This window comes from Streptomyces sp. NPDC015220 (assembly GCF_043079345.1).
Lineage (GTDB): Bacteria > Actinomycetota > Actinomycetes > Streptomycetales > Streptomycetaceae > Streptomyces.
The window spans coordinates 21,822-48,124 of record NZ_JBIBUK010000018.1; the positions used below are offsets into that span (position 1 = coordinate 21,822).

The following is a 26,303-nucleotide window of genomic DNA, read 5'->3' on the forward strand; positions in this document are numbered from 1 at the left end:
GTTCAGGAGGAGGTGGGGGTGAGCTGGCCGGCCAGGGCCGTGACGACGTCCTGCGCGGTGTGGTCGAGGGTCATCGTCGGCAGTTCGACGTCGTCGTCCACTCCGAGGTCGGCCAGCGCGCCGGCGAACGCGTCCAGCAGGTCGATGGAGTTGATGGCGGACGGCGAGGCCACCAGGACCGCCGACAGCGGCTGCCCGTTGAAGACCTCGTCCTCCGGGAGGCCGAGCCGGCGTGCGACGTTCGCTCTGAGTTCGTCGAGCATGGGTGTCTCCCTGTGCGTGCGTGGGTGATGGGGGCCGTGCCGGGTCCTACAGGGACGCCGGAGCGGACCAGGCGGGGGAGCGGCCGAGCGCCGCCAGGGCCAGGTCGAGCGGGCTCGCGTGGGTGGCGGCCGGCAGTGCCGGACGGAAGGCCGGGGCCGGCTCCAGGCGCCGCTCGTCGTCCGGGACGCGCAGTGCGAACAGGAGCGCGGCCTCGGTGGTCGCCAGGTCCAGCTCCAGCGGGATGCCGAGGGTGCGGGCCACGTCCCAGCCGTGGACCACGAGGTCGAGGAAGTGGTACCCGATGGCCACGGTGGCGGGGAACCGGGTTCCGGTGCTGATCTCCGGGAGGCTGAACTCCCGGGTCAGGACTCCGGGTCGGGCGAAGGCGTCGAGCACCGCCGCGGTGGCGGAGCGGTACGCCGCCACCGGGTCCCCGCCGAGGGCCGGGGGCAGCCAGACGCCGCGTGCGGCGCCGCCTCCGGCGGCGGCCGCCGCGAAGCCGTGGTGCCGGCCGGCCAGGTGGGCCACCAGGTCGTGAAGCGTCCAGCCGGCGCACGGCGTCGGGCGGGTCCAGTCCTCAGGGGTCGCGTGCTCCAGGAGCCGCACGGTTTCCAGCGCCGCCGTCCGGTCGAGCTTCAGGATGTCCATCGGACCCCTTCCGGGAAGGGTTTCTTCGAGCCAGACATTAGCACGACCGTACGTTTAGTTTTTAGTGTCCGGGCGGTCGGAGGTCCGGCCGGGCGGGGACCGGACCTCCGGGAGGTGTCACTCGCTCGTCCGGGCCGCCCGGGCCTCGACGAAGCGGGCCAGCCGCCGTACGCCCTCGGTGATGTCCTCGGGGCCGAGCGCGCTGCACGACAGCCTGAGCTGGTGGTCCCCGCCGCCGTCCAGGTAGAAGTCGCCCATCGGCGTCCAGAGCACGCCGTAGTTGCGCGCCGAGTCCTCGAGCGCCTTGTGGTCGGCGCGGAACGGCACGTCCACGACGAGGAAGAACCCGCCGTCCGGTTCGTTCCACGAGACCCCGAGAGCCTTCCTGCGCTCCGCCGGGAAGTGCCGTTCCAGCTCGCCGAGGAGCGTGTCGAGGTTGGTCCGGTAGTACGCGACGGCCCCGGCGTTCGCCTCGCGCAGCCGGCAGTCCGACTCGACGAGCAGACCGCCGATGACGGCCTGGGAGATGGCGGAGGTGTTGACCGTCGTCATGCTCTTGATCTTGGACAGCTCGTCCGCGAGCAGCGACCGCCGGCCCCCCGGCCCGATCACCTCCTGGTCGGCGACGACGTATCCCACGCGGGCGCCGGGCAGCGCGGTCTTGGCGAACGAGCCGAGGTGCAGCACACGGCGCTCGCGGTCCATGGACTTCAGGGTCGGGCGGGCCGATCCGGTGCGCACGAAGAACCCGTAGGGGTCGTCCTCCAGGATCAGCAGGTCCTCCTGGGCCGCGATCTCCAGGAGCCGTTCACGGGCCGCCACCGTCATGCTGGCGCCGGACGGGTTGGCGAAGTCCGGCACCAGGTACAGGGCGCGGGGCCGGCCGCCCGACCGCCGGGTGTGCCGGACGGCGGCCAGCACGGCGTCGGGGTCGGGGCCGTCGGCGCCCTCCGGGACCGGGCGGATCGCGATGTCGAGCAGCCGGGCCGCTCCGGTGACCCCGACGTAGCAGGGGGAGCTGACGAGCAGGGTGTCCTCGGGCCGGGCGAACAGGGCGCGCAGGGTGAGCAGCATCGCCTCCTGGCAGCCGGTGGTCACGACCACGGCCTCGGGGCTCACCTCGATCCGCTCGTCGTTGGCCAGGGTGCGGGCGATCAGCTCGTGGATGATGCCGTTGGTGCGGCCGTACTGGAAGAGCTGGGTGCGCACCCGGTCCCGGGACCAGCCCAGACCGTGTTCCAGGTGGTCGGTGTAGGCCCGCAGGTACCGGCTCAGGTCCTCCGTCTCGAACGTCCCCTCGAACGGCCGGCCGGGGGCGAAGGAGAGCGCGTCGGGGAAGCGCGCGACGACTTCGTTCAGGAAGTTCATCGCGTCGAGCACGGGGTCGGTGAGCGAGGCGTGCAGCTCCTCCAGCGCGAGCGCCGGGGGCCGGGTGGCGGATGCGGTGGTGTCTGCCATGTTCAGTCCTTGGTGAGGGTGCCGTCGAAGGCGGAGCGCAGGTACCCGGCGGCCTGCTCGGTGGCGCGGCGGCCCGCGTCGAGCGTCCCGGCCATGGCGAAGAAGCCGTGGGCCACTCCGGGGTAGCGGCTCGCCACGACGGGGACCCCGTTCTCCCGCAGCCGCCGGGCGTACTCCTCGCCCTCGTCGCGCAGCGGGTCGTACTCGGCGGTGATCACGAGGGCCGGCGGCAGGCCGCGGTGGTCTGCCGCGCGCAGCGGGGACGCGAGGGGGTGGACGCCGTCCTCGGGGGCCGCGAGGTAGTTGTCCCAGTACCACTGCACCGACTTGTCGTTGAACAGCAGCGGGTCGGTGTTCTCCCGGCGTGACGGGGTGTCCGCGAGCTGGTCGGTGTTCGGGTAGACGAGGAGCTGGGCCAGGAGCCCCGGGCCCCCCGCGTCGCGGGCCATGAGGGTCACCGCGGCGGCGAGGTTGCCGCCCGCGCTGTCCCCGCCGACGGCCAGGCGGGCCGGGTCGCCGCCGTAACCGCCGGCGTGCTCGGCCACCCACCTGACGCCCGCCATGCAGTCCTCGGGAGCGGCCGGGAACTTGTGCTCGGGCGCGAGGCGGTAACCGACCGAGACGGTCAGGCACCCGGCGGCGTTGGCCAGGCTCCGGCAGATGGCGTCGCTGGTGTCGAGCGAGCCGAGGGTCCAGCCGCCGCCGAAGAAGTAGACGAGCACGGGCAGCGGGCCCTCGGCGCGGGGGCGGTAGATCCGCACGGGCAGCGGTCCGGCCGGACCCGGTACCGAGAGGTCGAGGACCTCCTCCACCGGCTCGGGGGCCCCGGCGTCCGCCTGGACGGCGGCGAGGTCCGCCGCCCGCGCCTCGGCGAGCGTCATCGTGTACAGGGGGCGCACGCCCTCGGCGGCGCGCTGGTCGTACAGGGTCTGAAGCTGCGGATCGAAAGGCATGGCACCTCCGGCCGTCGGCCCGCGGCCGGGCGGCCACGGGCGGCTTTCATGGGGTGTCGGGCAGCAGCGCCGGGTCGGTCGCGGCGCTTCGCAGACGGCCGAGAATCCCGTCGGCGGCCCTTGTGTAGCAGGTGAAGTTGTCGTGCAGCACCGATTCGGCGTTGGCCATCTCAAGGAGCGCGATCACCTCGAAGGCCAGCTGCGGCACGTCGGTGTCCGCCCGCGCCTCGCCCGCCTGCTTGGCGTCCTCGATCGCCTGCTCCATCAGGGAGAACCAGTTGCCGTGGGCCTTGGCGACCGCGTCGTGCACCTTGCCGGAACGGGCGTCGTACTCGGCCGAGACCGAGTAGAAGAAACAGCCGCCGGGGAAGACCCGCCGCTCGGAGTAGACGAGCCAGTTCCGGCACAGGAACCAGACCCGGGCCAGCCCCGCCGGCAGGCAACGGGCGGGCTGCACCACGTGCTCGATGAAGACCTTGATGGCCGCGCGCACCGTGGCGAGCTGGAGTTCCTCCTTGGAACCGAAGAGGGCGAACACACCGCTCTTGCTGAGGCTGAGCTCGGTCGCCAGCCGGCCCAGCGACAGCCCCTCGAGGCCTTCGACCGATGCGATCCTAACGGCTCGGTGGAGGATCAACTGCCGTGTCTGGTTACCGCGTTCGATCCGTCCGTCCGTGCGCGTGGTTGTCAAAGGACACCTCCTCGATGGCTCCCGCCGGGGGCGTCCGTCACCTTGACCGTCCACGGTCGAACAAAGTGGACGATCGTGCGGACATGTGGGAGAGTGAAGTTAGTGTACGTCCGTGCGGTTAGTTTGTGCACGGTTGAGCAGGGCTGATACACGCAACGGGGGAGCACGATGGCGAAGCTGACGCTCGACGAGTACGAGACCGGGGCCAGAGGGCGGTTGCCCGCACCCGTGTGGGACTTCCTCGCGGGCGGCAGCGGAACGGAGTCGATGCTGTCCGCCGGCCGCGAGGCGCTCGACGCGATCCGGCTGCGCCCTCGGTGTCTGGTCGACGTGTCGCACTGCGACCCCGGCGCCACCCTGTTCGGGGAACGACTGGCGGCGCCCGTGGGCATCGCGCCCATGGCCTACCACCGGCTCGTCCACCCCGAGGGCGAGGTGGCGACCGCCCGGGCCGCCGGCGCCGCGGGCGCGCTGTTCACGGTCAGCATGTTCGCCAGCCGCACCCTCGAGGAGATCGCGCAGGGGGCGACCGGGCCGCTCTGGCTCCAGCTCTACTGGCTGAAGCGGCGCGAGGCGATGCTGGAACTCGTCGCGCGGGCGGAGCGGTCCGGGTACCGCGCGCTGGTGCTGACGGTCGACGCCCCCCGGGTCGCGCGCCGGCCGCGGGACCTGCGCAACTCGTTCACGGTGCCCGCCGGCATCCGGGCGGTGAACGTCGACGCCGCTCTGATGGCCGCCTCCCACGACTCGGCGGCCGGCGAGTCCGCGATCGCGCGGCATTCGCGCGAGCAGTTCGACGCCGGCATCACCTGGGAAGACCTCGCCTGGCTCCGGGAGCGCACCTCGCTGCCACTGGTTCTGAAAGGCGTACTGACGGGGGAGGATGCCGAACTCGCCGTGAAGCACGGTGTCGACGCGCTCGTCGTCTCCAATCACGGAGGCCGTCAGCTCGATTTCGCGGTGCCCGCGGTCGATGCTCTGCCGGAGATTCGTGACGCGGTCCAGGATGACTGCCGCGTCATCCTGGACGGAGCGATCCGGCACGGCGCCGATATCGCGAAGGCGCTCTGCCTGGGGGCGGACGCCGTTTTCGTCGGGCGCCCCGTCCTGTGGGGACTCTCGGATTCGGGAAGCGCCGGCGCGGAGTCGGTCCTCCGGCTGATCATCGACGAGTTCGAAGAGGTCATGGCCCTGATGGGGGCCGTTCGCGTGCAGGATTTCTGTTCCTCCGGAATCGCTCGGCGCTGAGCCCGGCCGGGGAATGAAGAGTTCACCTCCTATTCGCCTTTCCAGCCAAGCGAATAGGGCGCTTTGGCGTGCCTGTCGGCGGATCCAATGATTTGCTCATTCAACTGCTACTCGCCGGTAGAAGTTAACGGAAAGCTGCGCTTGATTACTTGAAAGTAGTCGGCAACGATGAACGTGCCGCCCGGGGGAAGTGCGAGGCGGTGGCTACGCTCCCGAAGGGGCCGGCGGACAGTGCTGTCCGCTGGTGAATCGGGTCGTCCAGAATCTTTGATAGGTGGGGATTTCAGTGGGGGAAACGGCGCCCAAAAGGCCCGTTTGCGTCGAAGGCTCCTGGGTCGACGAAATACTGCTCCAAGGCGACGATTCCGCCGTCGCCCTCCATGTCGGCGGGCCGGTGAGCCGGGCGGAACTCCGACGGCTCGTCGCGGACGAGCAGCAGCGCCTCCAGGCGGCGGGCCTCGTCGCCGGCGGAACGCTCGCCGTCCGGGTGCCGCCGTCGCTGGGCTGCATCGTGGCCATGCTCGCCGGATGGCGCGCGGGAGCCCAGGTGGCCCTGCTGGACTACCGGCTGACCACCTTCGAGGTGGGCAGGGCGATCGCCCGACTGGCTCCGCAACTGGTCGTGGAACCCGTCGAGGACGTGACGGGCCGGCTGCGCGGATACTTCGACGTCCGGACCCGGGTGTCGGCGCTGCGCGGCGGCCGGCCCGCCGAGACGGAGCACGTCCTGCTCCAGCTCAGCTCCGGCTCCACCGGCCCCTCCAAGGTGATCGGCCGCACGGTCGGCAGCCTCCTGGCCGAACTGGACCGCTACGCGCAGCTCGACGGCTTCCCCCGCCGCGGCGAACGCACCGTGGTCCTGGCCTCGGTCATCCACGTCCTCGGCCTCGTCGGAGGCCTGCTGCACGGACTCGCCGCCGGTACACAGGTGGTGCTCCCCGGCACGCAGACCTTCGACGGCATCCTCAAGGCCGTGGCGGCGGGCGAGGAACCCACCACCCTCCTCGGCGTGCCCTCGCAGGCCGCGGTCCTCGCCACCGCCCAGAACCCGCCGCGGCTCCCGCAGCTGCGCCGGATGATCGTCGGCGGCGAACTGGTCAAGGCCAACGTCTGGGAACGGTTCACCCGGGGCTACGGCGCCGAACTGGGCGCCATGTACGGCATGACCGAGACCGGCGTCATCGCCACCGACCTGCACGGCTCCACCCGCCCCGGCCTGACGCCCGCGCCCGGGATGCGGGTGCGCGTGGAGGACGGGCACATCCTGATCGGGCTGCCGGCCACCCCCTACGTGGGCGCGGCGGACCCGTCCCGCTTCGTGGACGGCTGGCTGCGGACCAAGGACGCGGGCGACCTCGACGAGGCGACCGGACTCCTGACGGTCCACGGACGGCTCGACTCGCAGGTCTCCATCGGCGGCCTCAAGGTCGACCTCGCGGAGGTCGAGGAGTCCATCACCGCGCTGCCCGGTGTCACCGACGCCGTGGTCGTCCACGGCACGGGCATCGAGGCGTTCGTGACCGTATCCGAACACGGCGTGTCCGACGGGCTCGCCGACTCCCTCGCCACCCGGCTCGCGCCCTACAAACGCCCCCGTACCCTCCACGTCCTGCCCGAGCTGCCACGCACCCCCACCGGCAAGCCGGTGCGCAACGCGGAGATCCTCCGCGCCGCGGTGCGGTCGGCGACTTCCGCGTGACCCGCTCAGTCGCAGGCCGCGGCCGGCACCCGGCACACGTCGATCCGGACGTCGCCTTCCCGGCCGTGCAGCGCCACACCGACGACATGCCCCCCGCCACCGACCACGACCGCCGCGGACGCCAGACCCGGCGCGCCGGGCAGCGGCGTCAGCCCGCCCGGGGCGTCCTCGGGCGGCGGCCACTGCCGCGGCAGCGGCATCGGACGGCTCATGCCGCCGCCCCGCAGCCCCTGACCGAGCGCCTTGCCCACGGCCTCCTTCTGTGTCCACAGCCACAGGAAGGCCGCTGAGCGGTCCCGCTCCGCCAGTCCCTCGACCCAGGCCGCCTCGGCCGGATCGAGCCACGCCCGCGCCATCGCCGTGGCGCGCACCCGACGTACCACCTCCACATCGACCCCCACCGGAGCCCGGCCGGTCAGCGCGACCGCCAGCACACCGCGGCCGTGCGTGAGACTCACCCGCAGCGGCCCACCGGCCCCGCCGAGATACGGCCGGCCACCGGGCTCGTGCTCCAACGAGACCTCGGACAGCGGGACCTGGAGCAGTTCCGCCGCCGTCCGCAGCAACAGGACGCGCGCCCTTCGGCGTTCGTCCCCGTCAGCGGTGCACCACCGCACCGTCACCGTGTCCGGGACCACTCCCGGGCGCCAATCCATGAACAGGAGTCAATCAAATGTCCGCTGAGGTTGAGAAGTTCATCATCGAGGCGCTGAAGAACATGAACTACGACGTCACCGATGTCACCGGCGACACCCCCCTGGGCCCGGCCGGACTGGACCTCGAATCGCTCTCCGTCGCCGAGATAGCGATCCAGGTCGAGGACACCTACGGCGTGAAGTTCGAGGAGGACGAGATGGAGACCGTCGCGCTGCTGACCGTCTCCGGCCTGGTCAAGGAGATCGTCGAGCGGGCGTCCGCCGCGGCCGCGGCCAAGTGACCCGGGGCCGTTCCGGCTCCCCCGGCACCCTCTCCCCGCCCGCGACCACCGAAGGCCGTGGGCGGGGCGGGGCGGGGTGGACCGCACGCAAGGACTTAGATCCGGAAACTGGAGACAACGGGCAATGAATCCGAAGAACGAGCGCGCGCAGTTCGCGGCCGACCAGGGCCTCGGTGTCGGCAACGTGCTGACCACGCTGCTCGAACGAGGAACCGGTCTGGACACCCCCACCCTCACGTTCGACACCGACGTCGACGGCCACCCGGCCTGGCAGGCGCTGACCCTGGCCCAGCTGGGTGAGCGCGTGGCCGCCCGGGCCGCCGCCCTGCACGACCTCGGCGTCCGGCCCCGGGACGCCGTCGCCGTATGGACGACCGCCGGCGCCGACCAGGTCCTCAGCTACCTGGCCCTGGCCCGGATCGGCGCGATTCCCGCGCTCGTCAACGGCAGGATCCCCGGCGAGCAGGCCGGCGAGTACATCAAGCGGCTGCGCGCCGTGGGAGTCATCGCCGACACGCCGCACTGGGACGCCCTGTCCGCCGCCGGCTGCCCCACTCCGCTGCTCGCGGACCCGGCCGAACTCGGCAAGGCCGATCCCGCCGGAGCGCCCAAGCCGTACCGCCACCACGCCAACGAGCCCGTGGTGATCACCCACTCCTCCGGGACCACCGGCCTGCCCAAGGCGGTGATCCACTCCCACCACAGCCTCTTCGCCGCCATCCGCCACCGCCTGTCGCTGCCCAAGGGACAGGGCCTCGACCGGATGCTGGGAGCACTGCCGTCGGCACACGCGGCGACCGTCATCGCCGTGAACCTGGCGCTGACCAACCGCGCCGAACTGGCCGTGCTCTCCGTCCAGGGCGGCGGCCCCGTCCTCGACGCCATCGAGTCCTGGCAGCCGTACAGCGTCCTTGGCTTCGCCACCACCTGGTCCGAGCTGGCCGCCGAGGACCTGTCGGCGCGCGACCTGGGCTCCGTGCGCACCTGGTGGAACACGGGCGACTGCGCGCACGAGGCGCACATCCGCAAGCTCATCGCCGTGGGCACCCGGGAGACCGTCACCGCGCAGGGCCGGTCGCGCCGCACCGGCTCCTTCTTCGTCGACGGCCTCGGCTCCTCGGAGATGGGCCACTCCCAGTTCCACATCACCCACACCCCCGAGACCAGCCGCTACGGCCGGTGCATCGGCCGCCCGCACGCCTTCTCGGACGTGGCCGTGGTCGACGAGGACGGCGAGAAGCTGGGCGCCGGCCAGGTCGGACAGCTCGCCATCAACGCGCCCACCCTGTCGCTGGGTTACTGGAACGACTCGGTGACCACCTACCGCACCCGCAGGGACGGCTACTTCCTCACCGGCGACCTCGTCTTCAGCGACGAGGAGGGCTACTACTACCACGTCGACCGCGCCGTGGACGCCGTGGACCTGGGCGACGGCAACAAGCTCTACACCATGCTCTGCGAGGAGCGCGTCCTCGCCGACTGCGCGGACGTGCAGGAGTGCACCGTCGTCGCCGTGCCGGCCGACGGCCGGGTCGCCACCTCGGTCCTGCTCGTGCTCGACGCCCGCGCCGACCAGGACGCCGACCGGACCGCCGAGGTGCTCGCGGCCCTCGAACCGCACGTGGCCCGCACCGTCGAACGCGTGGTGGTCGTCGAACCGGACCGCATACCGCTCGGCGCGACCGGGAAGGTGCGCAAGTTCCTGCTCCGGCAGCGCTTCCTCGACGGGGAACTGCTCGGCCGCGAGACCGAGGCCCGGCAGGTGACGGCATGACGGCGCGCACCGTGCGGTCCGGCGCCGTCGTCACCGGGCTCGGCACCTTCACCCCGCTCGGCCGCGGCGCCGCGGACACCTTCGACGCCCTGTGCCACGGCAAGTCCGGACTGCGCACACCGCCTGCGGGCCACCTTCTCGACGGCACCGTGAACGTGGCCGGCATCGCTCCGGACATCACGGCGAGCGAGGTGCTGCCGCCCAGCGAGGGTCGCCTCGTCGACCGGTACGCCCTGATGGCCCTGGCCGCCGCGGACGACGCGCTGGCCGACGCCGGCCTCGTCGTCGGCCGCGATGTCGACCCGCACCGGATCGCGGTGATCGTCTCCAGCGGCGCCGGCGGCCTGACCACGTACGAGGAGCAGACCCGGGCGCGCGCGGAGCGCGGGCCGACCGCGGTCAGCCCGTATCTGCTGCCCGGCATGCTGCCGAACATGGCCGCCGCCCGGATCGCCATCAAGTACGGCATACGCGGCTGGAGTTCGGCGATCGCCACCGCGTGCGCCGCGGGGGCCCACGCCGTGGCGGAGGCAGCCCGGCTGATCCGGTACGGCGAGGCCGACGTGGTGGTCTGCGGCGGCGCCGAGGCACCGCTGAACCCCACCTCCGCGCTGGCCTTCTCGCACGCCCGGGCGCTGGCGAGCGGCTGGGAGGACCCCGAGGCGGCCAGCCGGCCCTTCGACCGGCGCCGCAACGGCTTCGTCCTGGCGGAGGGCGCCGGCGTGCTGGTCCTGGAGCGCGCCGAGCACGCGGACGCCCGCGGTGCGGCCGGCTACGCCGACGTCCTCGGCTGGGGCGCCACCACCGACGCCTACCGCCCCACCGCCCCCCGCCCCGACGGGGAGGGCGCCGCGCAGAGCATGCGCGGAGCCCTCGCGACGGCCGGACTCGAACCGGCCGACATCGGCTACGTCAACGCGCACGGCACGGCCACCAAGCTGGGCGACGTCGCCGAGACGAAGGCCGTGCGGGCCGTGTTCGGCGACGACGGGCCCGCCGTCAGCAGCACCAAGTCGATGACCGGCCACCTGCTCGGCGGGTCCGGCGCGGTGGAGGCGGCCATCTGCGCCCTGGCGCTCTCCCGGGGCCTGCTGCCGCCCACGCACAACCTCGACGAGATCGACCCGGCGTGCGATCTGGACCATGTGCGCGGCGGGGCCCGACCGCAGCGGGTGGAGGCCGTGCTCTCCAACTCGTTCGCCTTCGGCGGCCACAACGTCAGCCTGCTCCTCGGTTCCGCATCCACCCGTAACAAGCGACAGCAGGAAGGGATTCACCCGTGAACATCGGAGCAGTGGACCACATCGAGTTCTACGTCGGGGACGCCCAGCAGTCCGCGTTCTACCTCTGCACCGCCTTCGGATTCCGGGTGCGCGGGCAGGCCGGCCCGGAGACCGGGCACCCCGACCGGCGCTCCCTCCTGCTGCGGCAGGGCGGCATCGACCTCGTGCTCACCTCGGCCCTCGGCACCGACCACCCGGCGGCGGACTACGTGGCGCGGCACGGCGACGGCGTGGCCAACATCGCCTTCGCTACCGACGACGCGGCCGGGGCGTTCGCCCTCGCGGTGGAACGCGGCGCGACGGCGGTCGAGGAGCCGCGGACGCACGGCGAGGACGGCGACGAGGTGGTCACCGCCTCCGTGCTCGGCTTCGGCGACGTGGCGCACCGCTTCGTGCAGCGCGCCGGCGGCCGCGAGGACTTCCTGCCGGGAGTGTTCGACATGATCGCCGAGGACCCCGACGAGACCGAGCGGCTGCTGCACACCGTCGACCACGCGGCGGTCTGCCTGCCCGCGGGCCAGCTGAGCCAGACCGTCGAGTTCTACCAGAAGGTCTTCGGGTTCCGGCAGATCTTCGAGGAGTTCATCGAGGTCGGCGAGCAGGCGATGGACTCCAAGGTGGTGCAGAGCCCGTCGGGCGAGGTCACCTTCACCCTCATCGAGCCGGTCGTGGACCGCAGGCCGGGACAGATCGACGACTTCCTGGCCCGGCACGGCGGCGCGGGTGTGCAGCACCTGGCCCTGCTCACCGATGACATCGTTACCACGGTGCCGGCCCTGGAGGCCCGGGGCGTGAAGTTCCTGGAGACGCCCGACGCCTACTACGACGAGCTGACCGAGCGGCTCGGCCGGCCCGACCTGCGCATCGAGGACCTCAGGCGCACCAACGTCCTGGTCGACCGGGACCACTGGGGCCAGGTGTTCCAGCTCTTCACCCAGTCGCCGCACGTGCGCCGGACCTTCTTCTGGGAGGTCATCGACCGGCACGGCGCCCGCACCTTCGGCAGCGGCAACATCAAGGCCCTCTACGAGGCCGTGGCCCGCGAGAAGGCGATGGCCTGACACCGCGCCGCCGCGCACACCCCTTCGCAACCCGTACCGCACCGTCGTACTCGAGGAAGACCATGACTGTTCAGGACTCGGCTCTGTTCACCCTGACCGAAGAGGAGCGCGCGCTCCTGCCCACCGACGAGGACGTCGCCTTCTACGCCGAACACGGCTGGTATCTGTCCCGGAAGATCTTCACCGACGAGGAGATCGACCTCCTGGAGTCGGCCAGCGAGCGCTTCTACGCCGGCCACCGCGACCGCACGCTGCCCGTGCGTCCGCCCAAGCTCGCCTACTGGGAGCCGGAGAAGGGCAACGTCCAGCGGCACAACGACTACATCCACTACGAGGACGACACGATCGGCGGCATCCTGCGCAAGCCGCTGCTCGGCGCGGTCGCCGCACGGCTCGCCCAGGCCGAGGAGATCAGGGTGTTCCAGTCCACCCTCATCTACAAGCCGCCGGTCGCCGGGGAACAGTCGAACATCGTGCCCTGGCACTTCGACCGGCACTACTGGTCGACGTCCACCTCCGAGCGCATGCTGACGGCCTTCATCCCGTTCCACGACTGCGGCGAGGAGATGGGCACGATCACCATGGTGGACGGCTCCCACAACTGGCGGGAGACGGCCGTCAACGACGCGACGTCGCTGCACTTCGCCGAGCGCGACCGCAGCGAACTCGACGTCATGCTGGAGGAGAACGCCCGGTACAACGGCGTCGAGGTGCGCAAGATACCCGTCGAGATCCCCAAGGGACACGTCAGCTTCCACCACTGCCGCACCTACCACGGCAGCGGCGCGAACGTCAGCGACCGGCCGCGCCGGGCGATCTCCTTCCACCTCCAGGACGGGGAGAACCGCTACCGGGACTTCCGCCGCTCGGACGGCACGCAGGTCTCGTACAACCACGACGTCCTCGTGCGCAAGACCGCCGAGGGCACCCCGGACTACAGCGACCCCGAGTTCCTCCCGGTGCTCTGGAGCAGCCGCTGATGCGTAGTGCCGCCGTGGTCGGAACCGGCCTGATCGGTACTTCGATCGCCCTGGCCCTGCGGGGCCGGGGGATCACCCCCTACCTGCTCGACGTGAACCCGGAGGCGGCGCGGACCGCGGCGGAGCTGGGCGCCGGTGTCGTGGGCGCGCCACGCTCGCCGGTGGACCTGGCCGTCATCGCGGTGCCGCCGAGCCGTGTCGCCTCGATCCTGCGCGAGCAGCAGCTCGCCAACCTGGCACACGATTTCACCGACGTCGCCAGCGTCAAGGCCGGCCCGCAGGAGGAGGCCGCGGCGCTGGGCTGCGACCTGACCCGCTACGTCGGCGGCCACCCCATGGCGGGCCGGGAGCAGTCGGGACCGCTCGCCGCCCAGGGCGACCTGTTCCACGGCAGACCGTGGGTGCTCACGCCGAGCTCCCGGGCGGGCGGCCGCGCCGTCGGACGGGTGCGGACGCTCGCCGAGCTCTGCGGTGCCCGGCCGGTGCTGATGGCGCCCGGCCAGCACGACCGGGCGGTGGCCCTGGTCTCGCACACCCCGCACCTGGTGGCGAGCCTGCTGGCCGCCCGCCTGCTGCACGGGGAGGAGTCCCAGTTGCAGCTCGCCGGGCAGGGGCTGCGCGACGTCACCCGGATCGCCGCGGGGGAGGCCGAGCTGTGGACCGACATCCTGGGCGCCAACGCCACGGCCGTCGCCGAGGTGCTGACGGAGTTCGCCGAGGAACTGGGCACGGTCGTGGACGCGCTGCGCGGCCTGGCCGCCGATCCGCCCGGCCGGCGGCCGGCCGCCGACCGCGACCGGCTCACCGCCGTCCTGTCCCGCGGGGTGCAGGGGCGGGGCCGGATCCCGGTGCGGACCCCGGCCTCCGACGAGCAGCTCCGCCTGAGCGGCGCGCCCGCCGGGGCCTGAGCAGCGCCGCCGGGGCCGGGCGGCGCCACCGGCGCCGGGCAGGCGGGCCGCCGCCGGGCTTCCGTGGCGGCGGCGCCCCGGCCTCGGGCGGCCCGACCCCGGGGCCCGGGCGGTGCCGCCGCGGGAGTCCGCTCGGGACCGCCGCCGGGACGCGAGAGGTGCGCGTCCCAGCGGACCCGCACACCGACACGACCGTTTCCGACCCACTGGAGAGACTGATCCATGACCAGCCGACGGCTCGACGTGTGCCTGATCGGTGCCGGGCCCAGGGGGCTCTCCGTCCTCGAACGGCTCTGCGCGAACGCGGCCTCGGCGGTGGACATGCGTGTCACCGTGCACGTCGTCGATCCCTACCCGCCGGGCGCCGGGCAAGTGTGGCGCACCGACCAGTCCGAGCACCTGCTGATGAACACGGTGGCCTCGCAGGTCACCATGTTCACCGACGAGAGCGTCCGGATCGAGGGCGCCCTCGCCCCGGGACCCAGCCTGTACGAGTGGGCTCGCTTCCTCACCCTGATCGGACCGCTCGACGACTGGCACTACGACGAAGCGGTGCTCGCCGAGGCAAGCGCCCTGGGGCCGGACACGTACCCCACGCGAGCCTTCTACGGCCGCTATCTGGAGTGGGTCTTCCAGCGGGTCGTCAGGACCGCTCCGGCCACGGTGACCGTCACCGAGCACCGGGCACGGGCCGTCGAGCTCGATGACGAACCCGGCGGCACCCAGCGGGTCCTGCTGGACGACGGCACCCTTGTCTCGGGCCTGGACGCCGTCGTCCTCGCGCAGGGGCACCTGCCGGTGCGGAGTTCCCCCCGCCGACGCGAACTGGAGCGTTTCGCCGAGGCCCACGGTCTCGGCTACCTGCCGCCCGCCAACCCGGCGGACGTCGACCTGTCCGCGGTCCGGCCCGGGGAGACCGTCGCGCTGCTCGGCCTCGGCCTGAACTTCTTCGACTACACGGCGTTGTTCACGCTGGGCCGCGGCGGACGGTTCGTCCGGCATGCCGGACGGCTCGACTACGTGGCCTCGGGCCGGGAGCCGCTGCTGGTGGCCGGCTCCCGGCGCGGACTGCCCTTCCACGCGCGGGGGGAGAACCAGAAGGGCGCGCACGGGCGCCACGAACCCGCGGTGCTGACCGAAGAGGTGATCCGGGAACTGCGCCGGCGGGCGCGTCGGGACGGCGGAATCGACTTCCGCGAGACCGTGTGGCCACTCGTGGCCAAGGAGGTCGAGGCCGTCTACTACTCGGCGCTGCTGACCGCCGAGGGACGCTCCGGCGAGGCCCGGCGGCTGCGCGACCGCTACCTCGCGGCGCCCGCGGGCAGCCGGGAGGAGCGCGACCTGCCCGGGGAGTTCGGCATCGCCGAGGACCAGCGCTGGGACTGGGAGCGGATCGCCCGGCCGTACGCGGGCCGGAACTTCTCCTCCGTGTCGGACTTCCGGGACTGGCTGCTCGGGCATCTGCGCGCGGACCTGGGCGCGGCCCGGGCGGGCAACGTCGACGGCCCGCTCAAGGCGGCCCTCGACGTGCTGCGCGACCTGCGCAACGAGGTGCGCCTCGTCGTCGACCACGGGGGCCTCACCGGCGGCTCCTACCGGCGGGACCTGGACGGCTGGTACACCCCGCTCAACGCCTACTTGTCCATCGGCCCGCCCGCCGGGCGGATCGAGGAGGCGATCGCCCTGGTGGAGGCGGGCGTGCTGCGGGTGCTCGGCCCCGACGTCCGGCTCCGGACGGACGGATCGGCGGGCGCGTTCGTCGTGGAGTCCGCCGCGGTCCCGGGCTCCTCGACGGCGGCCACCACACTGGTCGACGCGCGCCTTCCCGAGACCGATCTGCGGGTGACCGGCGACCCGCTGCTGCGCCGTCTGCTGGAGACCGGGCAGTGCCGGACCTACCGCATCCACGACCCCGGTCAGGCGCCGTACGAGACGGGGGGCCTCGCGGTCTCCGGCAGGCCCTACCGGGTGATCGGCGCAGACGGCCGCGCGCACCCGGGCCGCTTCGCCCTCGGGGTCCCCACAGAGTCCGTGCACTGGGCGACGGCGGCCGGTATCCGTCCCGGGGTCAACTCGGTGACGCTGCAGGACTCCGACGCCGTCGCGCGAGCGCTGCTCGGGATGGACGGCCGGGACCGGCAGGACGGCCGGATGATGGGAGAGCTGACGGGATGAACGTCATCGACACCGGCCTGCTGAGCCCGGTGAGAGCCGGCTCCGCGGCCGAGCAGACCACGTCGGACGGCGCCTGGCTGCAGGCGATGCTCGACGCCGAGGCCGCGCTGGTGCGCGCCCAGGCGAACCTGGGGAACGTACCGGAGGAAGCGGCCCGGGTCATTACGGAGCTGGCTCGCGCAGATCACTTCGACCTGATCGAACTGGCCCGGCTCAGCAGGGGGGCGGCCAACCCGGTGGTGGCCCTGGTCCAGGCGTTCACCGAGCTGGTGGCCGCCAGGGCCCCGGACGCCGCCGACTACGTGCACCGCGGCTCCACCAGCCAGGACATCTTCGACACCGCGCTGATGCTGGTGGCGGGCAGGACCCTGGACGTCCTGGTGGACGACCTCCAGCAGGTGGCCTGCTCACTGCGCTCGCTGGCGGCCGGGCACGCCGGGACGCTGATGCCCGGCCGGACGCTGGCGCTGCACGCGGTGCCCACGACGTTCGGCCTGAAGGCGGCCGGCTGGCTGGTGGCGGTGCGCGCGGCCGTGGACCGCCTGCGGGCGCTGCGCGCCGAGAACCTCGTGGTCCAGCTGGGCGGCGCGGCCGGCACCCTGGCCGGATACGTCGCCTACGAGCGGCTCCACCGGCAGGCCCGACAGGAACCGGTGACGGAGGACTACGCCAGGCGCCTGACCGAGCGGTTCGCCCAGGAGACGGGGTTGCGCGCGCCCGTGCTGCCCTGGCACAGCCATCGTGCGCCCGTCGCCGCGCTGGCGGCCGAACTGGCCCTCACCACCGGCGTGCTGGGGAAGATCGCGGTGGACGTGCAGTCCTTGGCCCGCACCGAGGTCGCAGAGGTCGCCGAACCGGCGGCCGCCGGCCGGGGCGTCTCCTCGGCCATGCCGCAGAAGAGGAACCCGGCACTGGCCACGCTGATCCGCTCGGCGGCACTTCAGGTGCCCGCCTACGCCGGAGTGCTGACCCAGGCCATGCTCTCCGAGGACGAGCGTTCGGCCGGCGCCTGGCACGCCGAGTGGCAACCGCTGCGCGAGTGCCTGCGGCTGGCCGGCGGCGCCGCGTGGACCGCACGCGAACTGGTCGCCGGGCTGGAGGTGTTCCCCGGGCGCATGCGGGCCAACGTGGACCTGACCGGAGGCCTGATCGTCTCCGAACGGCTCGCCGCGGCGCTGGCGCCGGTCCTCGGCAAGGCCGCCGCCAAGGAGGCCGTCAGCCGGGCCGCGGCCCAGGCGTCCGCCACCGGCCGGCCCCTGCTGTCCGCTCTGCTCGAGACGGGGGAGGCGGACGGCCGGCTGGCCGGGATGCTCCAGGACCTCCTCGACCCGGCCGAATACGTCGGAGCGGCCGGGGAACTGGTGCGCTCGGCCGTGCACGGCGGACCGGAGAAGGAGCCGGGGGCGTGAGCCGCGGCGCGGCGTTCGCCGGCACCGCCCTCAACGCGCTGGCGGGCCCGGCCCCGGCGCTGGCGGGCCGGGCCGCCTTCGGCCTGTTCTGCCATCCGCTGCGGCGGGGCAAGGTGCTGCCCCGGGAACGTGCCGCCCACGAGCGGGCCGCGGTGGAGGAGCTGACCGTGGCCGGCAAGCGGGTGCGGGTCTACCGGTGGGGCGACGGCGCCCGTCCGGTCGTCATGCTGCACGGCTGGCAGTCCAGGGCCTCCAGGTACGCCGGCTTCGTGCCGCGCCTGGAGGCGCTGGGCCTGACCGCGCTCTCCTTCGACGCCCCGGGGCACGGGGACTCCGAGGGACGCAGCACGACGATCCTGGAGTACCGCGAGATCCTGCGGTGCCTGCAGGACCGGTACGGCGCCTTCCACGCGGTCGTCGCCCATTCCTTCGGCGCCACGAGCGCGTTCCTGGCGCTGCGCAGCGGTGTCCGGGCGGAGCGTCTGGTCACGGTCTCGGCGGTGACGCACTTCGGTCACCTGGCCGACGAGTTCGGGCGCATCCTCGGGCTCGGGCCCGGACTGCGGACGGACCTGCGCCACCGGATCGAGCACCTGCTGTTCGCGGACGTCCAGGCCCCCTGGCAGCTCTTCGACGCCACACACCGGCCCGAGGAGATCCACGTGCCGATGCGGATCATCCACGACACGGACGACGACATGGTCCCGGTCGCCCAGGCGCACGCGCTGAAGGCGGCGTACGGGGACCGGGCGGACCTGCTCGTCACCAGCGGACTCGGGCACCGCAAGGTGCTCGGCGAGGCCGTGGTCATCGACGGCGCCCTGGACTTCATCGGGGCCGGTCCCGGGGAGTCCGGGAGAGGCGGCTTTTAATTGCACGTACGGTCGTTTAGTTTTATCCCGCGACCGACGACGAAGGGACCCCCGCCATGTCCACCGCCTCCCCCCAATCACCCGACGCGGAAGCGGCGGACGCCGCGCCGCCCCGGACCGGACAGCCGGGGCGGGCCGACGAGGCCGCGTCCGCCACGGCGAAGCTCGCGCTCCTGGTCTCCTCCGGGGCGACCTTCCTCGCCGTGCTCGACACCACGGTCGTCAACATCGCCTTCTCCGACCTCCGCATCGACTTCCCCGACGCCTCGCTCTCCGAGCTGACCTGGGTCGTCACCGCCTACACCGTGGTCTTCGCGGCGCTGCTCGCCGTCGCCGGGCGGGTCGCCGACGTCATCGGGCGCAAGCGGCTGTTCCTCTCCGCCACGGCCCTGTTCACCCTCGCCTCACTGCTGAGCGGAGTGGCGGGCGGGGTGCCGATGCTGGTCGGCGCCCGTGCGTTGCAGGGGGTCGCGGCCGCCGGAATGATCCCCTCGGCGCTCGGCCTGGTCCTCCAGCACACGCCGGCGGCCCGCCGCCAGGTCGCCCTCGGCGTCTGGGGAGCGGTCGGCAGCATGGCTGCGGCCGTGGGCCCCAGCCTCGGCGGGCTGCTGGTGGACGCCTGGGGATGGCGCAGCGTCTTCCTGATCAACCTGCCGCTCGGCGTCGCGATCGTGGCGATCGCCGCCCGGCTCGCGGGCGACGCCCCCAGCGGGCGGCGGCTGCCCGACCCGGTGGGAACCCTGGCGCTGGCCCTGGGCGTCGGCGGACTCGTCTTCGGGGTGACGCAGGGATCGGACTGGGGATGGGGCAGCGGGCGCGTGCTCGTCCTGCTGATCGGCGGCGCCGTGCTGCTCGCGCTCGCCCTGCTGCTGTCGCGCCGGCACGAGGCGCCCGCCGTCGAGTGGGACCTGTGGCGCAACCGCGGCTTCGCCGCCACGAACGTCGCCTCCCTGCTGTTCGGCGCGGCCATGTACTCCTACCTCCTCGCCTCGCTGCTGTTCCTCAACGCGGTCTGGGGCTACTCGGAGCTGAAGGCGGGCCTCGCGGTCACGCCCGGCGCCTTCAGCGCCGCGATCGGGGCCACGCTGGTCGGCCGCCGGGTCGCCCCGAGGTCGCAGTGGGCGGCCGTCGGCCTCGGCTCCCTGGTCTTCGGCGCGGCCTGCGCCGCGATGTACGCGCTGCTGGGCACCGAGCGTCAGTACGCGGCGGTCTGGCTGCCCATCGGCATCGTGGCCGGCATCGGGATCGGCGCCGCGCTGACCGCGATCTCCAACGCGGCCACGGCCTCGCTCGAGCCGCAGCGCTTCGCCTCCGGCACCGGCCTGCTCATGACGGCACGTCAGATCGGCGGCGCGCTCGGCGTCGCGGTGATGGCGGCCGTCCTGGAACGCCACGACTTCCTCGACGACGAGGGATACCTGGTGGTGTTCCTCCTCTGCGCCGTGGGTTCGGTGGCCGCGGCCGTCGCCGCACCGGCGATCCGCACCCGGTCCCTGCCCCCGCAGGTTCCGTAACTCGTAACCGCCCAGCGGGAGTCACCCTCCCCGACACGTGAAACAGAGACTGCCATGCCGCCCATAGACCGGTCCGATCGCAGCGCCACCCGAGCGGAGCACTCCCTGCTGGCCGAGCTCCAGCCGGTGGTGGAGAGCAATCTCCACCGCCACCTGGAGGTCGCCAAGGAGTGGTTCCCGCACGAGTACATCCCCTGGGGAAAGGGCCGGGACTTCGACGGCCCGCTGGACGGAGAGCCCTGGACGCCGGACGAGGCCACGCTCCCGGAGGTGGCCCGCGAGTCGCTCGTGGTCAACCTGCTCACCGAGGACAACCTGCCCGGATACCACTTCGCCGTCGCGGAGTTCGGCAAGGACGGCGCCTGGGGCAACTGGGTGGACCGGTGGACCGCCGAGGAGGCCAGGCACGGCGCCGCGCTGCGCGACTACCTCCTGGTCACCCGGGCGGTGGACCCGCGGGCGCTGGAGCGGGCCCGGATGGAGCACATGTCGGCCGGCTATCTGCGCCCCGACGGTTACAGCGCGCTGCACGCGATCGGGTACGCCGCCTTCCAGGAGCTCGCCACGCGGATCTCGCACCGCAACACCGGCCGGATCAGCACCGAACCGGTCTGCGACGCGCTGCTCGCCCGGATCGCCGCGGACGAGAACCTGCACATGGTCTTCTACCGCAACCTGGTCGAGGCGGCGTTCGAACTGGCGCCGGACACCACCATGGAGGTCGTCCGCGACGTCGTCACCGGGTTCGAGATGCCCGGATCGACGATCAAGGACTTCGGGCGCAAGTCCGCGGAGATAGCCATCGCGGGCATCTACGACCTGCGGCTGCACCACGACAGCGTGGTCATGCCGATCCTGCGCAAACTGCTCGTCTTCGAGCGGGGCGGCCTCGGTCCCGCCGGCGAGGCGGCCCGCGAGGAACTCGCCGCCTTCGTCGAGCGGCTGGACGCCAAGGCGACGTCCTTCGTCGACCGGCGCGAGGGCATCCGGGCGGCGCGGGCCAAGCGGGAGGCGGTACCGGCCGTCTGAGCGGACGGAGCGGAGCGGCGGCCGTCACACGACACGGAGTGACGGCCGCCGTCACGCGTCCGAAGGGCTCGCTCCGCCCCCCGGCGGCAACGACGCGGCGAAGCGCGAACGCCCGTGTGCCGGGCCCCGGCGAGGAGTTCGTCCTCGTCGGGGCCCGGCACACGGGCGTCCATCGCCTGGCGTCCACCGCCGGGCGGCGGGCGCCGGTGCGTGCCGCCCCCGCGCCCGCCGCGCACGGGACGGCACACCGGCCGGCGCGTCGGTCAGGGGGCCGTCACGCGCGGGGCCTCTTCGGCGGGCAGCGAGAGCCACTTGTCCGGCTTCCCGTTCCACTCCTCGCCGTCGGGCAGCGGCTCGACGCGGGTGGTCGCCAGGGGCAGCCGGGCGGCGAGCCGGGCGTTCCACTCGAGCGCGGGCTCCAGCTCGGGGGGCAGTTCGCCCTCCGGGTAGATGGCGTCGGCCGGACACGCCTCGACGCAGTTCCCGCAGTCGATGCACTCCTCGGGATCGATCACCAGGAACGCGTCGGCCTCCCGGAAGCAGGCCACGGGACAGTAGGTGACGCACTCCGCGAACTTGCAGCGCACGCACTGCTCGGTGACCACGTGTGTCACGCCGCGCCCTCCTGTCCAGCGGACCGTCCGGCCGGCGACCCGAGCAGTTCCGGGTGCCGGTCCGCGAACCGGTGCCCCGCCTCCACTCCAATCCCGTACGCCTTGACCAGCCCCTCGCCGTCCGCGGTGGCGTAGTCGACGCCCAGGTCCTTCAGGTCCTCGTCCGGCTTGATCACCAGGACCCGGGCCCCGCCGAGGACGGATCCGTCGCGGATCTCCTCCGAGGCGTACAGGTCGCGGAAGAGCGGGAAGGGGTCGCAGCCGATCGCGACCAGCACCGACACCCCTCGGTCCGCGACCTCCCGGGCCGGACAGGAGCAGGTGTAGGAGGCGTCGACGTACGCCTCGCCGTCGATCTCGGCCGGCACCTTCCAGGCGTGCAGCATGCGGGTGGAGGCGTAGGACACCGCGTCGTAGTTCTCCGGCGTCAGCGCCGGCTGCTCGCCCCCGGGCAGCGCGCGGGAGGAGAACACCACGGTGGCGAGGTTCTCCTGGACCCAGCTCCTGTCACCGGTGAAGACGTTGCGCAGCAACTGCCTGCCGAGCGCCTTCGCCTCGGGGCCCTGGGTGGTCCGGGCCGCGGCCGCGTTGGTGACCTTGCTGGTGGCCAGCAGGAACTCGGGCGCGGAGGGCTGGAAGAGTCCCGCGCGCAGAGCCGGGCCGTACTCCTCGATGCTGTCCAGCACGACGCTGCTCATGCCCCGTTCCGAGGCGGCCGCGGCGGCCTTGAGCCAGTAGTCGACGCCGGTACGCCGGGCCAGGCCCACGGCGGCGAGGCCGCCGGAGAGGCCGGAGGACGAAGCGGTGCCGTACACCTGTGCGCGCAGACCGCGCTCCTCGAAGGCGGACAGCACACCGTGGCCGTAGACGCCCTTGAGCATGCCCGCCGCCACCGCGATGCCCACGCTCTCCCCGGGGCGCCCCGCCCCGTTCGCGCCGTCCGCCTCGTTCCCGGCGCCCGCGCCGGTCATGACGCCCGCCCGTTCCGCGACGGTGCGGGTGTGTCCGCGGCGGCCGGCCAGTTCCTCAGGAGCTCGGCGTCGATCACGCCGTCCAGGTGGTCCTTGAGCCACTGATTCGGTCCGGGGCCGCTCTCGGCCGTGGCGCCCGGGCGCGGGGCGGGATGCGTAGACGTCATGGCGCGTCCTCCAGGGGAGAGTGCGGACGGCGAAAACAATAGCACGATCGTCCGTTTACTTTTCCCCTCGTCCCCAAAAAAAGTCCGAACGGTCGTGCTAACATTTTCGCGTCAAGGATCGAGTGGGAGGTCGAATGGAGCCCGCGACGGCAGCCGTCGAGACGGCCATGAGCGCAGAGGGCGAGCGACTGTTCGACCTCTTCCGCAGACCGCACGGACGCAGCAGACCCAGGCCGGACGAGACGGCGGTCATGGAGAGCGCGGTGACCGGCTCGGTGACGGTCGGCGGCAAGCGGGCCGTCACCTACCGCTGGGGCACGGGCGCGCGCCCCGTGCTGCTGGTGCACGGCTGGGAGTCCCGCGCCTCGCGCTACGCGAAGGCCGTCGCCCGGCTGGTCGAGGCGGGGTGCAGCCCGGTGGCCTTCGACGCGCCGGGGCACGGAGAATCCGAGGGGCAGGACACGACCCTCGTGGAGTACCGCGACATCATCGCCCGACTCCAGCGCGAGCACGGCGAGTTCGAGGCCGTCGTGGCGCACTCCTTCGGGGCGCTCGCGGTCTTCTTCGCGCTCGGCGAGGGGCTGCGCGCGCGGCGGGTCGTCGCGGTGAGTCCGGTGCCCGACTTCTCGTACCTGATCGAGACGTTCCAGCGGCGGATGCGCCTGCCGGCGCCGTTGGAGGACGAACTGCGCCACCGGGTGGAGCGGCAGCTCTACCCGGACGTGGCGGACATGTGGACACGTTTCTCGGTCCTGCACGACGCCGACGCCGTACGCGCCCCGCTGCTCTTCGTCCACGACGAGGACGACGAGGCGGTCGAGCCGGGCCGGGTGGCGCAGCTCGTCGGCGCCTTCGGCGGCCGGGCGAGCCTCGTGACGACGCGCAGGTTCGGCCACCGGCGGATCCTCGGGGCACCCCAGGCCGTCGACGCCATGACGGAGTTCATCGAGGCCGGCGCGGCACGGGCCGGCCGGGAGACGGAGGTGGGCGCGCGATGAGCGGCATACTCGCGGGCAAGCGCATCCTGGTGACGGGGGTCCTGATGGAGTCCTCGATCGCCTTCCACAGTGCACGGATCGCCCAGGAGGAGGGCGCCGAGGTAGTGCTCACGGGCTACGGCCGGCTCGGCCTCGTCGAGCGGATCGCCCGCCGGCTGCCGCGCCCGGCCCCGCTCGTCGAACTCGACGTCCGGGACAAGGGGCAGCTGGACAGCCTGGCCGAGCGCGTCCGGGAGGCGGTGGGCGCCGACGCGCGTCTCGACGGAGTGGTGCACTCGGTGGCCTTCGCCCCGCAGGACGCGCTCGGCGGCAACTTCCTGCACACCGGCTGGGACTCCGTGGCGACCGCGGTCGAGGTGTCCGCGTACTCGCTGAAGTCCCTGGCCATGGCCTGCCTGCCGCTGATGGAGGAGCGGGGCGGCTCGGTCGTGGGCCTGGACTTCGACGCGAGCATCGCCTGGCCGGCGTACGACTGGATGGGCGTGGCGAAAGCGGCGCTGGAGGCCACGTCGCGCTATGTCGCCCGGGACCTGGGGCCGCGGGGGGTGCGCTGCAACCTCGTCGCCGCCGGGCCGATCAAGACGATGGCGGCCAAGTCCATCCCCGGCTTCGACACCTTCCGGGAGGTGTGGCGCACGCGCGCGCCCATCGGGTGGGACATCACCGACCCGGAGCCGGCCGCCCGGGCGGTCGTCGCACTGCTCTCGGACTGGTTCCCGCGGACCACGGGGGAGATCGTGCACGTGGACGGCGGTGTGCACGCCATCGGCGCATGACGTCGTCCACGCCCTCCGGGTGGGCCCGCCCGCGTCGCCGGGGCCGGCCCACCCGGGCCGTCACCGGCCGCCGGGCGGTCCACCGGCCGCCCGGCGCCAAAGGCGTTACGGGCCGTCGGGCAGCAGGGCCGGGTCGGTGGCCACCGAGCGCAGCCTGCTCAGTATGGCCTTCGCCGCCTTGTCGTAACTGGTGAACGTGTCGTGCAGGATCGACTCGGCGTTGGCCATCTCCAGCAGCGCCACCAGTTCGAAGACGAGTTGCGCGACATCGATGTCCGCCTCGATCTCACCGGCCCGCTGAGCCTCCCGCACCGTCTGGTCCAGGTAGTCCAGCCAGTTGGTGCGGGTCGCGGCGAGCGTGTCGTGCACCTTGCCCTCGCGGGCGTCGTACTCGGCCAGGACCGAGTAGAAGAAGCAGCCGCCGGGGAAGACGCGCTCCCGGGAGTAGGTGAGCCAGTCCGCGCACACCCGCCACAGGCGGCCCACGCCCGGCGCCAGCTCGCGGGCCGGCTGCACCACGTGTTCCAGGTAGATCTTGATGGCGGCCCGGACGGTGGCCAGTTGCAGGTCCTCCTTGGAGCCGAACAGGGCGAACACACCGCTCTTGCTGAGATTGAGCTCGCTCGCGAGCCGTCCCAGCGAGAGCCCTTCCAGGCCCTCGACGGACGCGATCTCCACGGTGCGCCGGAGGATCAGCTGACGGGTCTGGTTGCCACGTGCGATGCGCCCGTCGGTGTGTTGTGGTGCTGCCATGCCCGTGTCTTACCTGCTCTCTTGGGCCGGACCCCCCGGTCGTGCCGATGAGGTTACCCGAGTGTAGCCAATAAGCGGACGCTCGTGCGGTTAGGGCTGCCGGGGCTCCTGACGTGCCCGGACGCGGTCCGCGTCCGCGACGAAGTCCAGGACCGTGCGCACGACTTCCGGGTCGCCGAGGATACGCCGGTGCCCCAGGCCGTTGGTGGTGACCAGCCGGGCGCGGCCGGCGAACGCCGCGGCGAGGCGGCGGCCCTGCGCAACCTCGATCCTGGAGTCGTCCTCGTCGTGAATGACCAGCATCGGCGCGTGCACGTCCTCGGTCGCGTGGGTCGCGGAGAACGGTGTCCGCTCCGGCGGCGTGCCGGGGAACAGCTCCCGCGCGATGCGCCGGTGCAGCTCGGTCTTCAGCCGCGGCCGCAGCCTCAGGGCCGAGCAGTACTCGTCGACCAGGTAGTCGAAGTCGCAGACCCCGCTGATGGTGACGATCCGCTGCGCCTTCACGCCGTGCTTCAGCGCGTAGAACGACGCCAGCGCGCCCAGCGAGTGCGCCACCAGGGCGTCGAAGGGGCCGAACTCGTCGTGCAGCGTGGTGATGACCGTCCGGTAGTCGAGGATCGTCGCGTCCCGGCCGGAGGAGTCGCCGTGGCCCGGGGCGTCGAAGGCGACGACGCTGTGGCCCCGGTCCAGCAGGCCGGGCACGAAGTCCGACAGCCGGGAGGCACGGGACTGCCAGCCGTGCACCAGCAGCACCGGCCGGGTGCCGTCGCCCCACCGATAGGTGACCGAGCGCCTGCCGCCGACCTCCACGTGCCCGGTCTCCGCCCGGTCGAACAGTTCCCGCTCGGCGGTCCGCACCCGGCTGCGGGCGAGCGGCATGTGGAACAGCTTGTACGCGCCCGAGCCCGCGAGCCGGGTCGAGAGGACGGAGGTGCCGTTGAGGACGGCGCTCGTGACTGCCTCGGTGGGGTCCATGCTTGCTCCTCGATCGGCATAGGGGCCTGGTATATTAGCACGCACGGCCGTGCACTTTGTATTACCGGCCATGCCCCGCCCCGCCTCGCCCCCCCCACTCCGTTTCGCGACGTCCCCGCCGTCCCCCTTCGTATCCACTCCCGTAT

At 72.8% G+C, this 26,303-nt stretch carries 25 protein-coding genes; 15 read left to right on the forward strand and 10 right to left on the reverse strand.

Going from position 1 to position 26,303, the window contains the following annotated elements; translation table 11 throughout:
- Positions 1 to 2 precede the first annotated feature (2 nt).
- The 5 genes from ACF061_RS28425 to ACF061_RS28445 form a co-directional block, all read right to left on the reverse strand.
- Positions 3 to 263, reverse strand: coding sequence for a hypothetical protein (locus ACF061_RS28425; RefSeq protein WP_392269828.1), 261 nt, complete (start codon positions 261 to 263; stop codon positions 3 to 5).
- 46 nt (positions 264 to 309) lie between these two features.
- Positions 310 to 912: a TIGR03086 family metal-binding protein gene (locus ACF061_RS28430; RefSeq protein ID WP_392269829.1), complete on the reverse strand. Its 603-nt coding sequence runs from the start codon at positions 910 to 912 to the stop codon at positions 310 to 312.
- Positions 913 to 1,029: 117 nt separating this feature from the next.
- Positions 1,030 to 2,370 carry a PLP-dependent aminotransferase family protein gene (locus ACF061_RS28435; protein ID WP_392269830.1) on the reverse strand — a complete coding sequence of 447 codons (1,341 nt, stop codon included), beginning with the start codon at positions 2,368 to 2,370 and terminating at the stop codon, positions 1,030 to 1,032.
- A gap of 2 nt (positions 2,371 to 2,372) precedes the next feature.
- The gene (locus ACF061_RS28440) at positions 2,373 to 3,323 is read right to left on the reverse strand and encodes an alpha/beta hydrolase (protein ID WP_392269831.1); all 951 of its coding nucleotides are present in this window, start codon (positions 3,321 to 3,323) and stop codon (positions 2,373 to 2,375) included.
- Positions 3,324 to 3,369: 46 nt separating this feature from the next.
- Positions 3,370 to 4,014 carry a TetR/AcrR family transcriptional regulator gene (locus tag ACF061_RS28445; RefSeq protein ID WP_392269832.1) on the reverse strand — a complete coding sequence of 215 codons (645 nt, stop codon included), beginning with the start codon at positions 4,012 to 4,014 and terminating at the stop codon, positions 3,370 to 3,372.
- A gap of 168 nt (positions 4,015 to 4,182) precedes the next feature.
- Between ACF061_RS28445 and ACF061_RS28450 the strand changes: the two genes are divergently transcribed.
- Both ACF061_RS28450 and ACF061_RS28455 read left to right on the forward strand, forming a co-directional pair.
- Complete coding sequence (locus ACF061_RS28450) at positions 4,183 to 5,262, forward strand: alpha-hydroxy acid oxidase (protein ID WP_392269833.1); 1,080 nt, start codon at positions 4,183 to 4,185, stop codon at positions 5,260 to 5,262.
- Positions 5,263 to 5,656: 394 nt separating this feature from the next.
- On the forward strand, positions 5,657 to 6,961 hold the full coding sequence (locus ACF061_RS28455) for a class I adenylate-forming enzyme family protein (protein ID WP_392269834.1): 1,305 nt from the start codon (positions 5,657 to 5,659) through the stop codon (positions 6,959 to 6,961).
- 5 nt (positions 6,962 to 6,966) lie between these two features.
- On the opposite strand, the gene ACF061_RS28460 is transcribed toward ACF061_RS28455, so the two are convergent.
- Positions 6,967 to 7,617: a 4'-phosphopantetheinyl transferase family protein gene (locus ACF061_RS28460; RefSeq protein WP_392269835.1), complete on the reverse strand. Its 651-nt coding sequence runs from the start codon at positions 7,615 to 7,617 to the stop codon at positions 6,967 to 6,969.
- 17 nt (positions 7,618 to 7,634) lie between these two features.
- Here ACF061_RS28460 and ACF061_RS28465 point away from each other — a divergent pair, with 17 nt between their 5' ends.
- The 11 genes from ACF061_RS28465 (at position 7,635) to ACF061_RS28515 (ending at position 20,903) form a co-directional block, all read left to right on the forward strand.
- On the forward strand, positions 7,635 to 7,898 hold the full coding sequence (locus ACF061_RS28465; RefSeq protein WP_392269836.1) for an acyl carrier protein: 264 nt from the start codon (positions 7,635 to 7,637) through the stop codon (positions 7,896 to 7,898).
- 124 nt (positions 7,899 to 8,022) lie between these two features.
- Entirely contained in the window at positions 8,023 to 9,672 is a 1,650-nt protein-coding gene (locus ACF061_RS28470; protein WP_392269837.1) for a class I adenylate-forming enzyme family protein, read from the forward strand.
- A complete protein-coding gene (locus ACF061_RS28475; RefSeq protein ID WP_392269838.1) occupies positions 9,669 to 10,955 on the forward strand; it encodes a beta-ketoacyl-[acyl-carrier-protein] synthase family protein in 1,287 nt (428 codons plus the stop codon). Before ACF061_RS28470 ends, ACF061_RS28475 begins: the two co-directional genes overlap by 4 nt.
- Positions 10,952 to 12,016, forward strand: a complete 1,065-nt coding sequence (gene hppD, locus ACF061_RS28480) for a 4-hydroxyphenylpyruvate dioxygenase (RefSeq protein ID WP_392269839.1) — start codon at positions 10,952 to 10,954, stop codon at positions 12,014 to 12,016. Before ACF061_RS28475 ends, hppD begins: the two co-directional genes overlap by 4 nt.
- Positions 12,017 to 12,078: 62 nt before the next feature.
- Positions 12,079 to 12,996: a phytanoyl-CoA dioxygenase family protein gene (locus tag ACF061_RS28485; RefSeq protein WP_392269840.1), complete on the forward strand. Its 918-nt coding sequence runs from the start codon at positions 12,079 to 12,081 to the stop codon at positions 12,994 to 12,996.
- Positions 12,996 to 13,904: a prephenate dehydrogenase gene (locus tag ACF061_RS28490; RefSeq protein WP_392269841.1), complete on the forward strand. Its 909-nt coding sequence runs from the start codon at positions 12,996 to 12,998 to the stop codon at positions 13,902 to 13,904. Before ACF061_RS28485 ends, ACF061_RS28490 begins: the two co-directional genes overlap by 1 nt.
- A gap of 222 nt (positions 13,905 to 14,126) precedes the next feature.
- A complete protein-coding gene (locus tag ACF061_RS28495) occupies positions 14,127 to 16,079 on the forward strand; it encodes an FAD/NAD(P)-binding protein (protein ID WP_392269842.1) in 1,953 nt (650 codons plus the stop codon).
- A complete protein-coding gene (locus ACF061_RS28500; protein WP_392269843.1) occupies positions 16,076 to 17,488 on the forward strand; it encodes a lyase family protein in 1,413 nt (470 codons plus the stop codon). The genes ACF061_RS28495 and ACF061_RS28500 overlap by 4 nt, the downstream gene beginning before the upstream one ends.
- A complete protein-coding gene (locus ACF061_RS28505; protein ID WP_392269844.1) occupies positions 17,485 to 18,360 on the forward strand; it encodes an alpha/beta hydrolase in 876 nt (291 codons plus the stop codon). The genes ACF061_RS28500 and ACF061_RS28505 overlap by 4 nt, the downstream gene beginning before the upstream one ends.
- Before the next feature lie 56 nt (positions 18,361 to 18,416).
- Positions 18,417 to 19,874: a DHA2 family efflux MFS transporter permease subunit gene (locus ACF061_RS28510; RefSeq protein WP_392269845.1), complete on the forward strand. Its 1,458-nt coding sequence runs from the start codon at positions 18,417 to 18,419 to the stop codon at positions 19,872 to 19,874.
- A gap of 54 nt (positions 19,875 to 19,928) precedes the next feature.
- Positions 19,929 to 20,903: an acyl-ACP desaturase gene (locus ACF061_RS28515; RefSeq protein WP_392269846.1), complete on the forward strand. Its 975-nt coding sequence runs from the start codon at positions 19,929 to 19,931 to the stop codon at positions 20,901 to 20,903.
- A gap of 263 nt (positions 20,904 to 21,166) precedes the next feature.
- Here the strand turns inward: ACF061_RS28515 and ACF061_RS28520 are convergent, their stop codons facing one another.
- The gene (locus ACF061_RS28520; protein ID WP_392269847.1) at positions 21,167 to 21,517 is read right to left on the reverse strand and encodes a 4Fe-4S binding protein; all 351 of its coding nucleotides are present in this window, start codon (positions 21,515 to 21,517) and stop codon (positions 21,167 to 21,169) included.
- Positions 21,514 to 22,488 carry a hypothetical protein gene (locus ACF061_RS28525; RefSeq protein WP_392269848.1) on the reverse strand — a complete coding sequence of 325 codons (975 nt, stop codon included), beginning with the start codon at positions 22,486 to 22,488 and terminating at the stop codon, positions 21,514 to 21,516. Before ACF061_RS28525 ends, ACF061_RS28520 begins: the two co-directional genes overlap by 4 nt.
- Before the next feature lie 301 nt (positions 22,489 to 22,789).
- On the opposite strand from ACF061_RS28525, the gene ACF061_RS28530 reads away from it, so the two are divergent.
- Positions 22,790 to 23,653: an alpha/beta hydrolase family protein gene (locus tag ACF061_RS28530; RefSeq protein ID WP_392269849.1), complete on the forward strand. Its 864-nt coding sequence runs from the start codon at positions 22,790 to 22,792 to the stop codon at positions 23,651 to 23,653.
- Positions 23,650 to 24,429: an enoyl-ACP reductase FabI gene (fabI, locus tag ACF061_RS28535; protein ID WP_392269850.1), complete on the forward strand. Its 780-nt coding sequence runs from the start codon at positions 23,650 to 23,652 to the stop codon at positions 24,427 to 24,429. The genes ACF061_RS28530 and fabI overlap by 4 nt, the downstream gene beginning before the upstream one ends.
- Positions 24,430 to 24,534: 105 nt before the next feature.
- Here the strand turns inward: fabI and ACF061_RS28540 are convergent, their stop codons facing one another.
- Both ACF061_RS28540 and ACF061_RS28545 read right to left on the reverse strand, forming a co-directional pair.
- Positions 24,535 to 25,182 carry a TetR/AcrR family transcriptional regulator gene (locus ACF061_RS28540; protein WP_392269851.1) on the reverse strand — a complete coding sequence of 216 codons (648 nt, stop codon included), beginning with the start codon at positions 25,180 to 25,182 and terminating at the stop codon, positions 24,535 to 24,537.
- A 90-nt stretch (positions 25,183 to 25,272) separates the two neighbouring features.
- Positions 25,273 to 26,157 (reverse strand): alpha/beta fold hydrolase, encoded by an 885-nt coding sequence (locus ACF061_RS28545; protein ID WP_392269852.1) that lies wholly within the window; start codon positions 26,155 to 26,157, stop codon positions 25,273 to 25,275.
- Between the last annotated feature and the right edge of the window lie 146 nt (positions 26,158 to 26,303).

Coding starts and splice junctions, on each gene's coding strand:
- fabI (WP_392269850.1), top strand. CDS start 23,650: ATGAGCGGCATACTCGCGGGCAAGCGCATCCTGGTGACGGGGGTCCTG.
- ACF061_RS28440 (WP_392269831.1), bottom strand. CDS start 3,323: ATGCCTTTCGATCCGCAGCTTCAGACCCTGTACGACCAGCGCGCCGCC.
- ACF061_RS28425 (WP_392269828.1), bottom strand. CDS start 263: ATGCTCGACGAACTCAGAGCGAACGTCGCACGCCGGCTCGGCCTCCCG.
- ACF061_RS28510 (WP_392269845.1), top strand. CDS start 18,417: ATGTCCACCGCCTCCCCCCAATCACCCGACGCGGAAGCGGCGGACGCC.
- ACF061_RS28475 (WP_392269838.1), top strand. CDS start 9,669: ATGACGGCGCGCACCGTGCGGTCCGGCGCCGTCGTCACCGGGCTCGGC.
- ACF061_RS28460 (WP_392269835.1), bottom strand. CDS start 7,617: ATGGATTGGCGCCCGGGAGTGGTCCCGGACACGGTGACGGTGCGGTGG.
- ACF061_RS28530 (WP_392269849.1), top strand. CDS start 22,790: ATGGAGCCCGCGACGGCAGCCGTCGAGACGGCCATGAGCGCAGAGGGC.
- ACF061_RS28485 (WP_392269840.1), top strand. CDS start 12,079: ATGACTGTTCAGGACTCGGCTCTGTTCACCCTGACCGAAGAGGAGCGC.
- ACF061_RS28490 (WP_392269841.1), top strand. CDS start 12,996: ATGCGTAGTGCCGCCGTGGTCGGAACCGGCCTGATCGGTACTTCGATC.
- ACF061_RS28495 (WP_392269842.1), top strand. CDS start 14,127: ATGACCAGCCGACGGCTCGACGTGTGCCTGATCGGTGCCGGGCCCAGG.
- ACF061_RS28540 (WP_392269851.1), bottom strand. CDS start 25,182: ATGGCAGCACCACAACACACCGACGGGCGCATCGCACGTGGCAACCAG.
- ACF061_RS28465 (WP_392269836.1), top strand. CDS start 7,635: ATGTCCGCTGAGGTTGAGAAGTTCATCATCGAGGCGCTGAAGAACATG.
- ACF061_RS28430 (WP_392269829.1), bottom strand. CDS start 912: ATGGACATCCTGAAGCTCGACCGGACGGCGGCGCTGGAAACCGTGCGG.
- ACF061_RS28435 (WP_392269830.1), bottom strand. CDS start 2,370: ATGGCAGACACCACCGCATCCGCCACCCGGCCCCCGGCGCTCGCGCTG.
- ACF061_RS28500 (WP_392269843.1), top strand. CDS start 16,076: ATGAACGTCATCGACACCGGCCTGCTGAGCCCGGTGAGAGCCGGCTCC.
- ACF061_RS28525 (WP_392269848.1), bottom strand. CDS start 22,488: ATGACCGGCGCGGGCGCCGGGAACGAGGCGGACGGCGCGAACGGGGCG.
- ACF061_RS28515 (WP_392269846.1), top strand. CDS start 19,929: ATGCCGCCCATAGACCGGTCCGATCGCAGCGCCACCCGAGCGGAGCAC.
- ACF061_RS28545 (WP_392269852.1), bottom strand. CDS start 26,157: ATGGACCCCACCGAGGCAGTCACGAGCGCCGTCCTCAACGGCACCTCC.
- ACF061_RS28450 (WP_392269833.1), top strand. CDS start 4,183: ATGGCGAAGCTGACGCTCGACGAGTACGAGACCGGGGCCAGAGGGCGG.
- ACF061_RS28470 (WP_392269837.1), top strand. CDS start 8,023: ATGAATCCGAAGAACGAGCGCGCGCAGTTCGCGGCCGACCAGGGCCTC.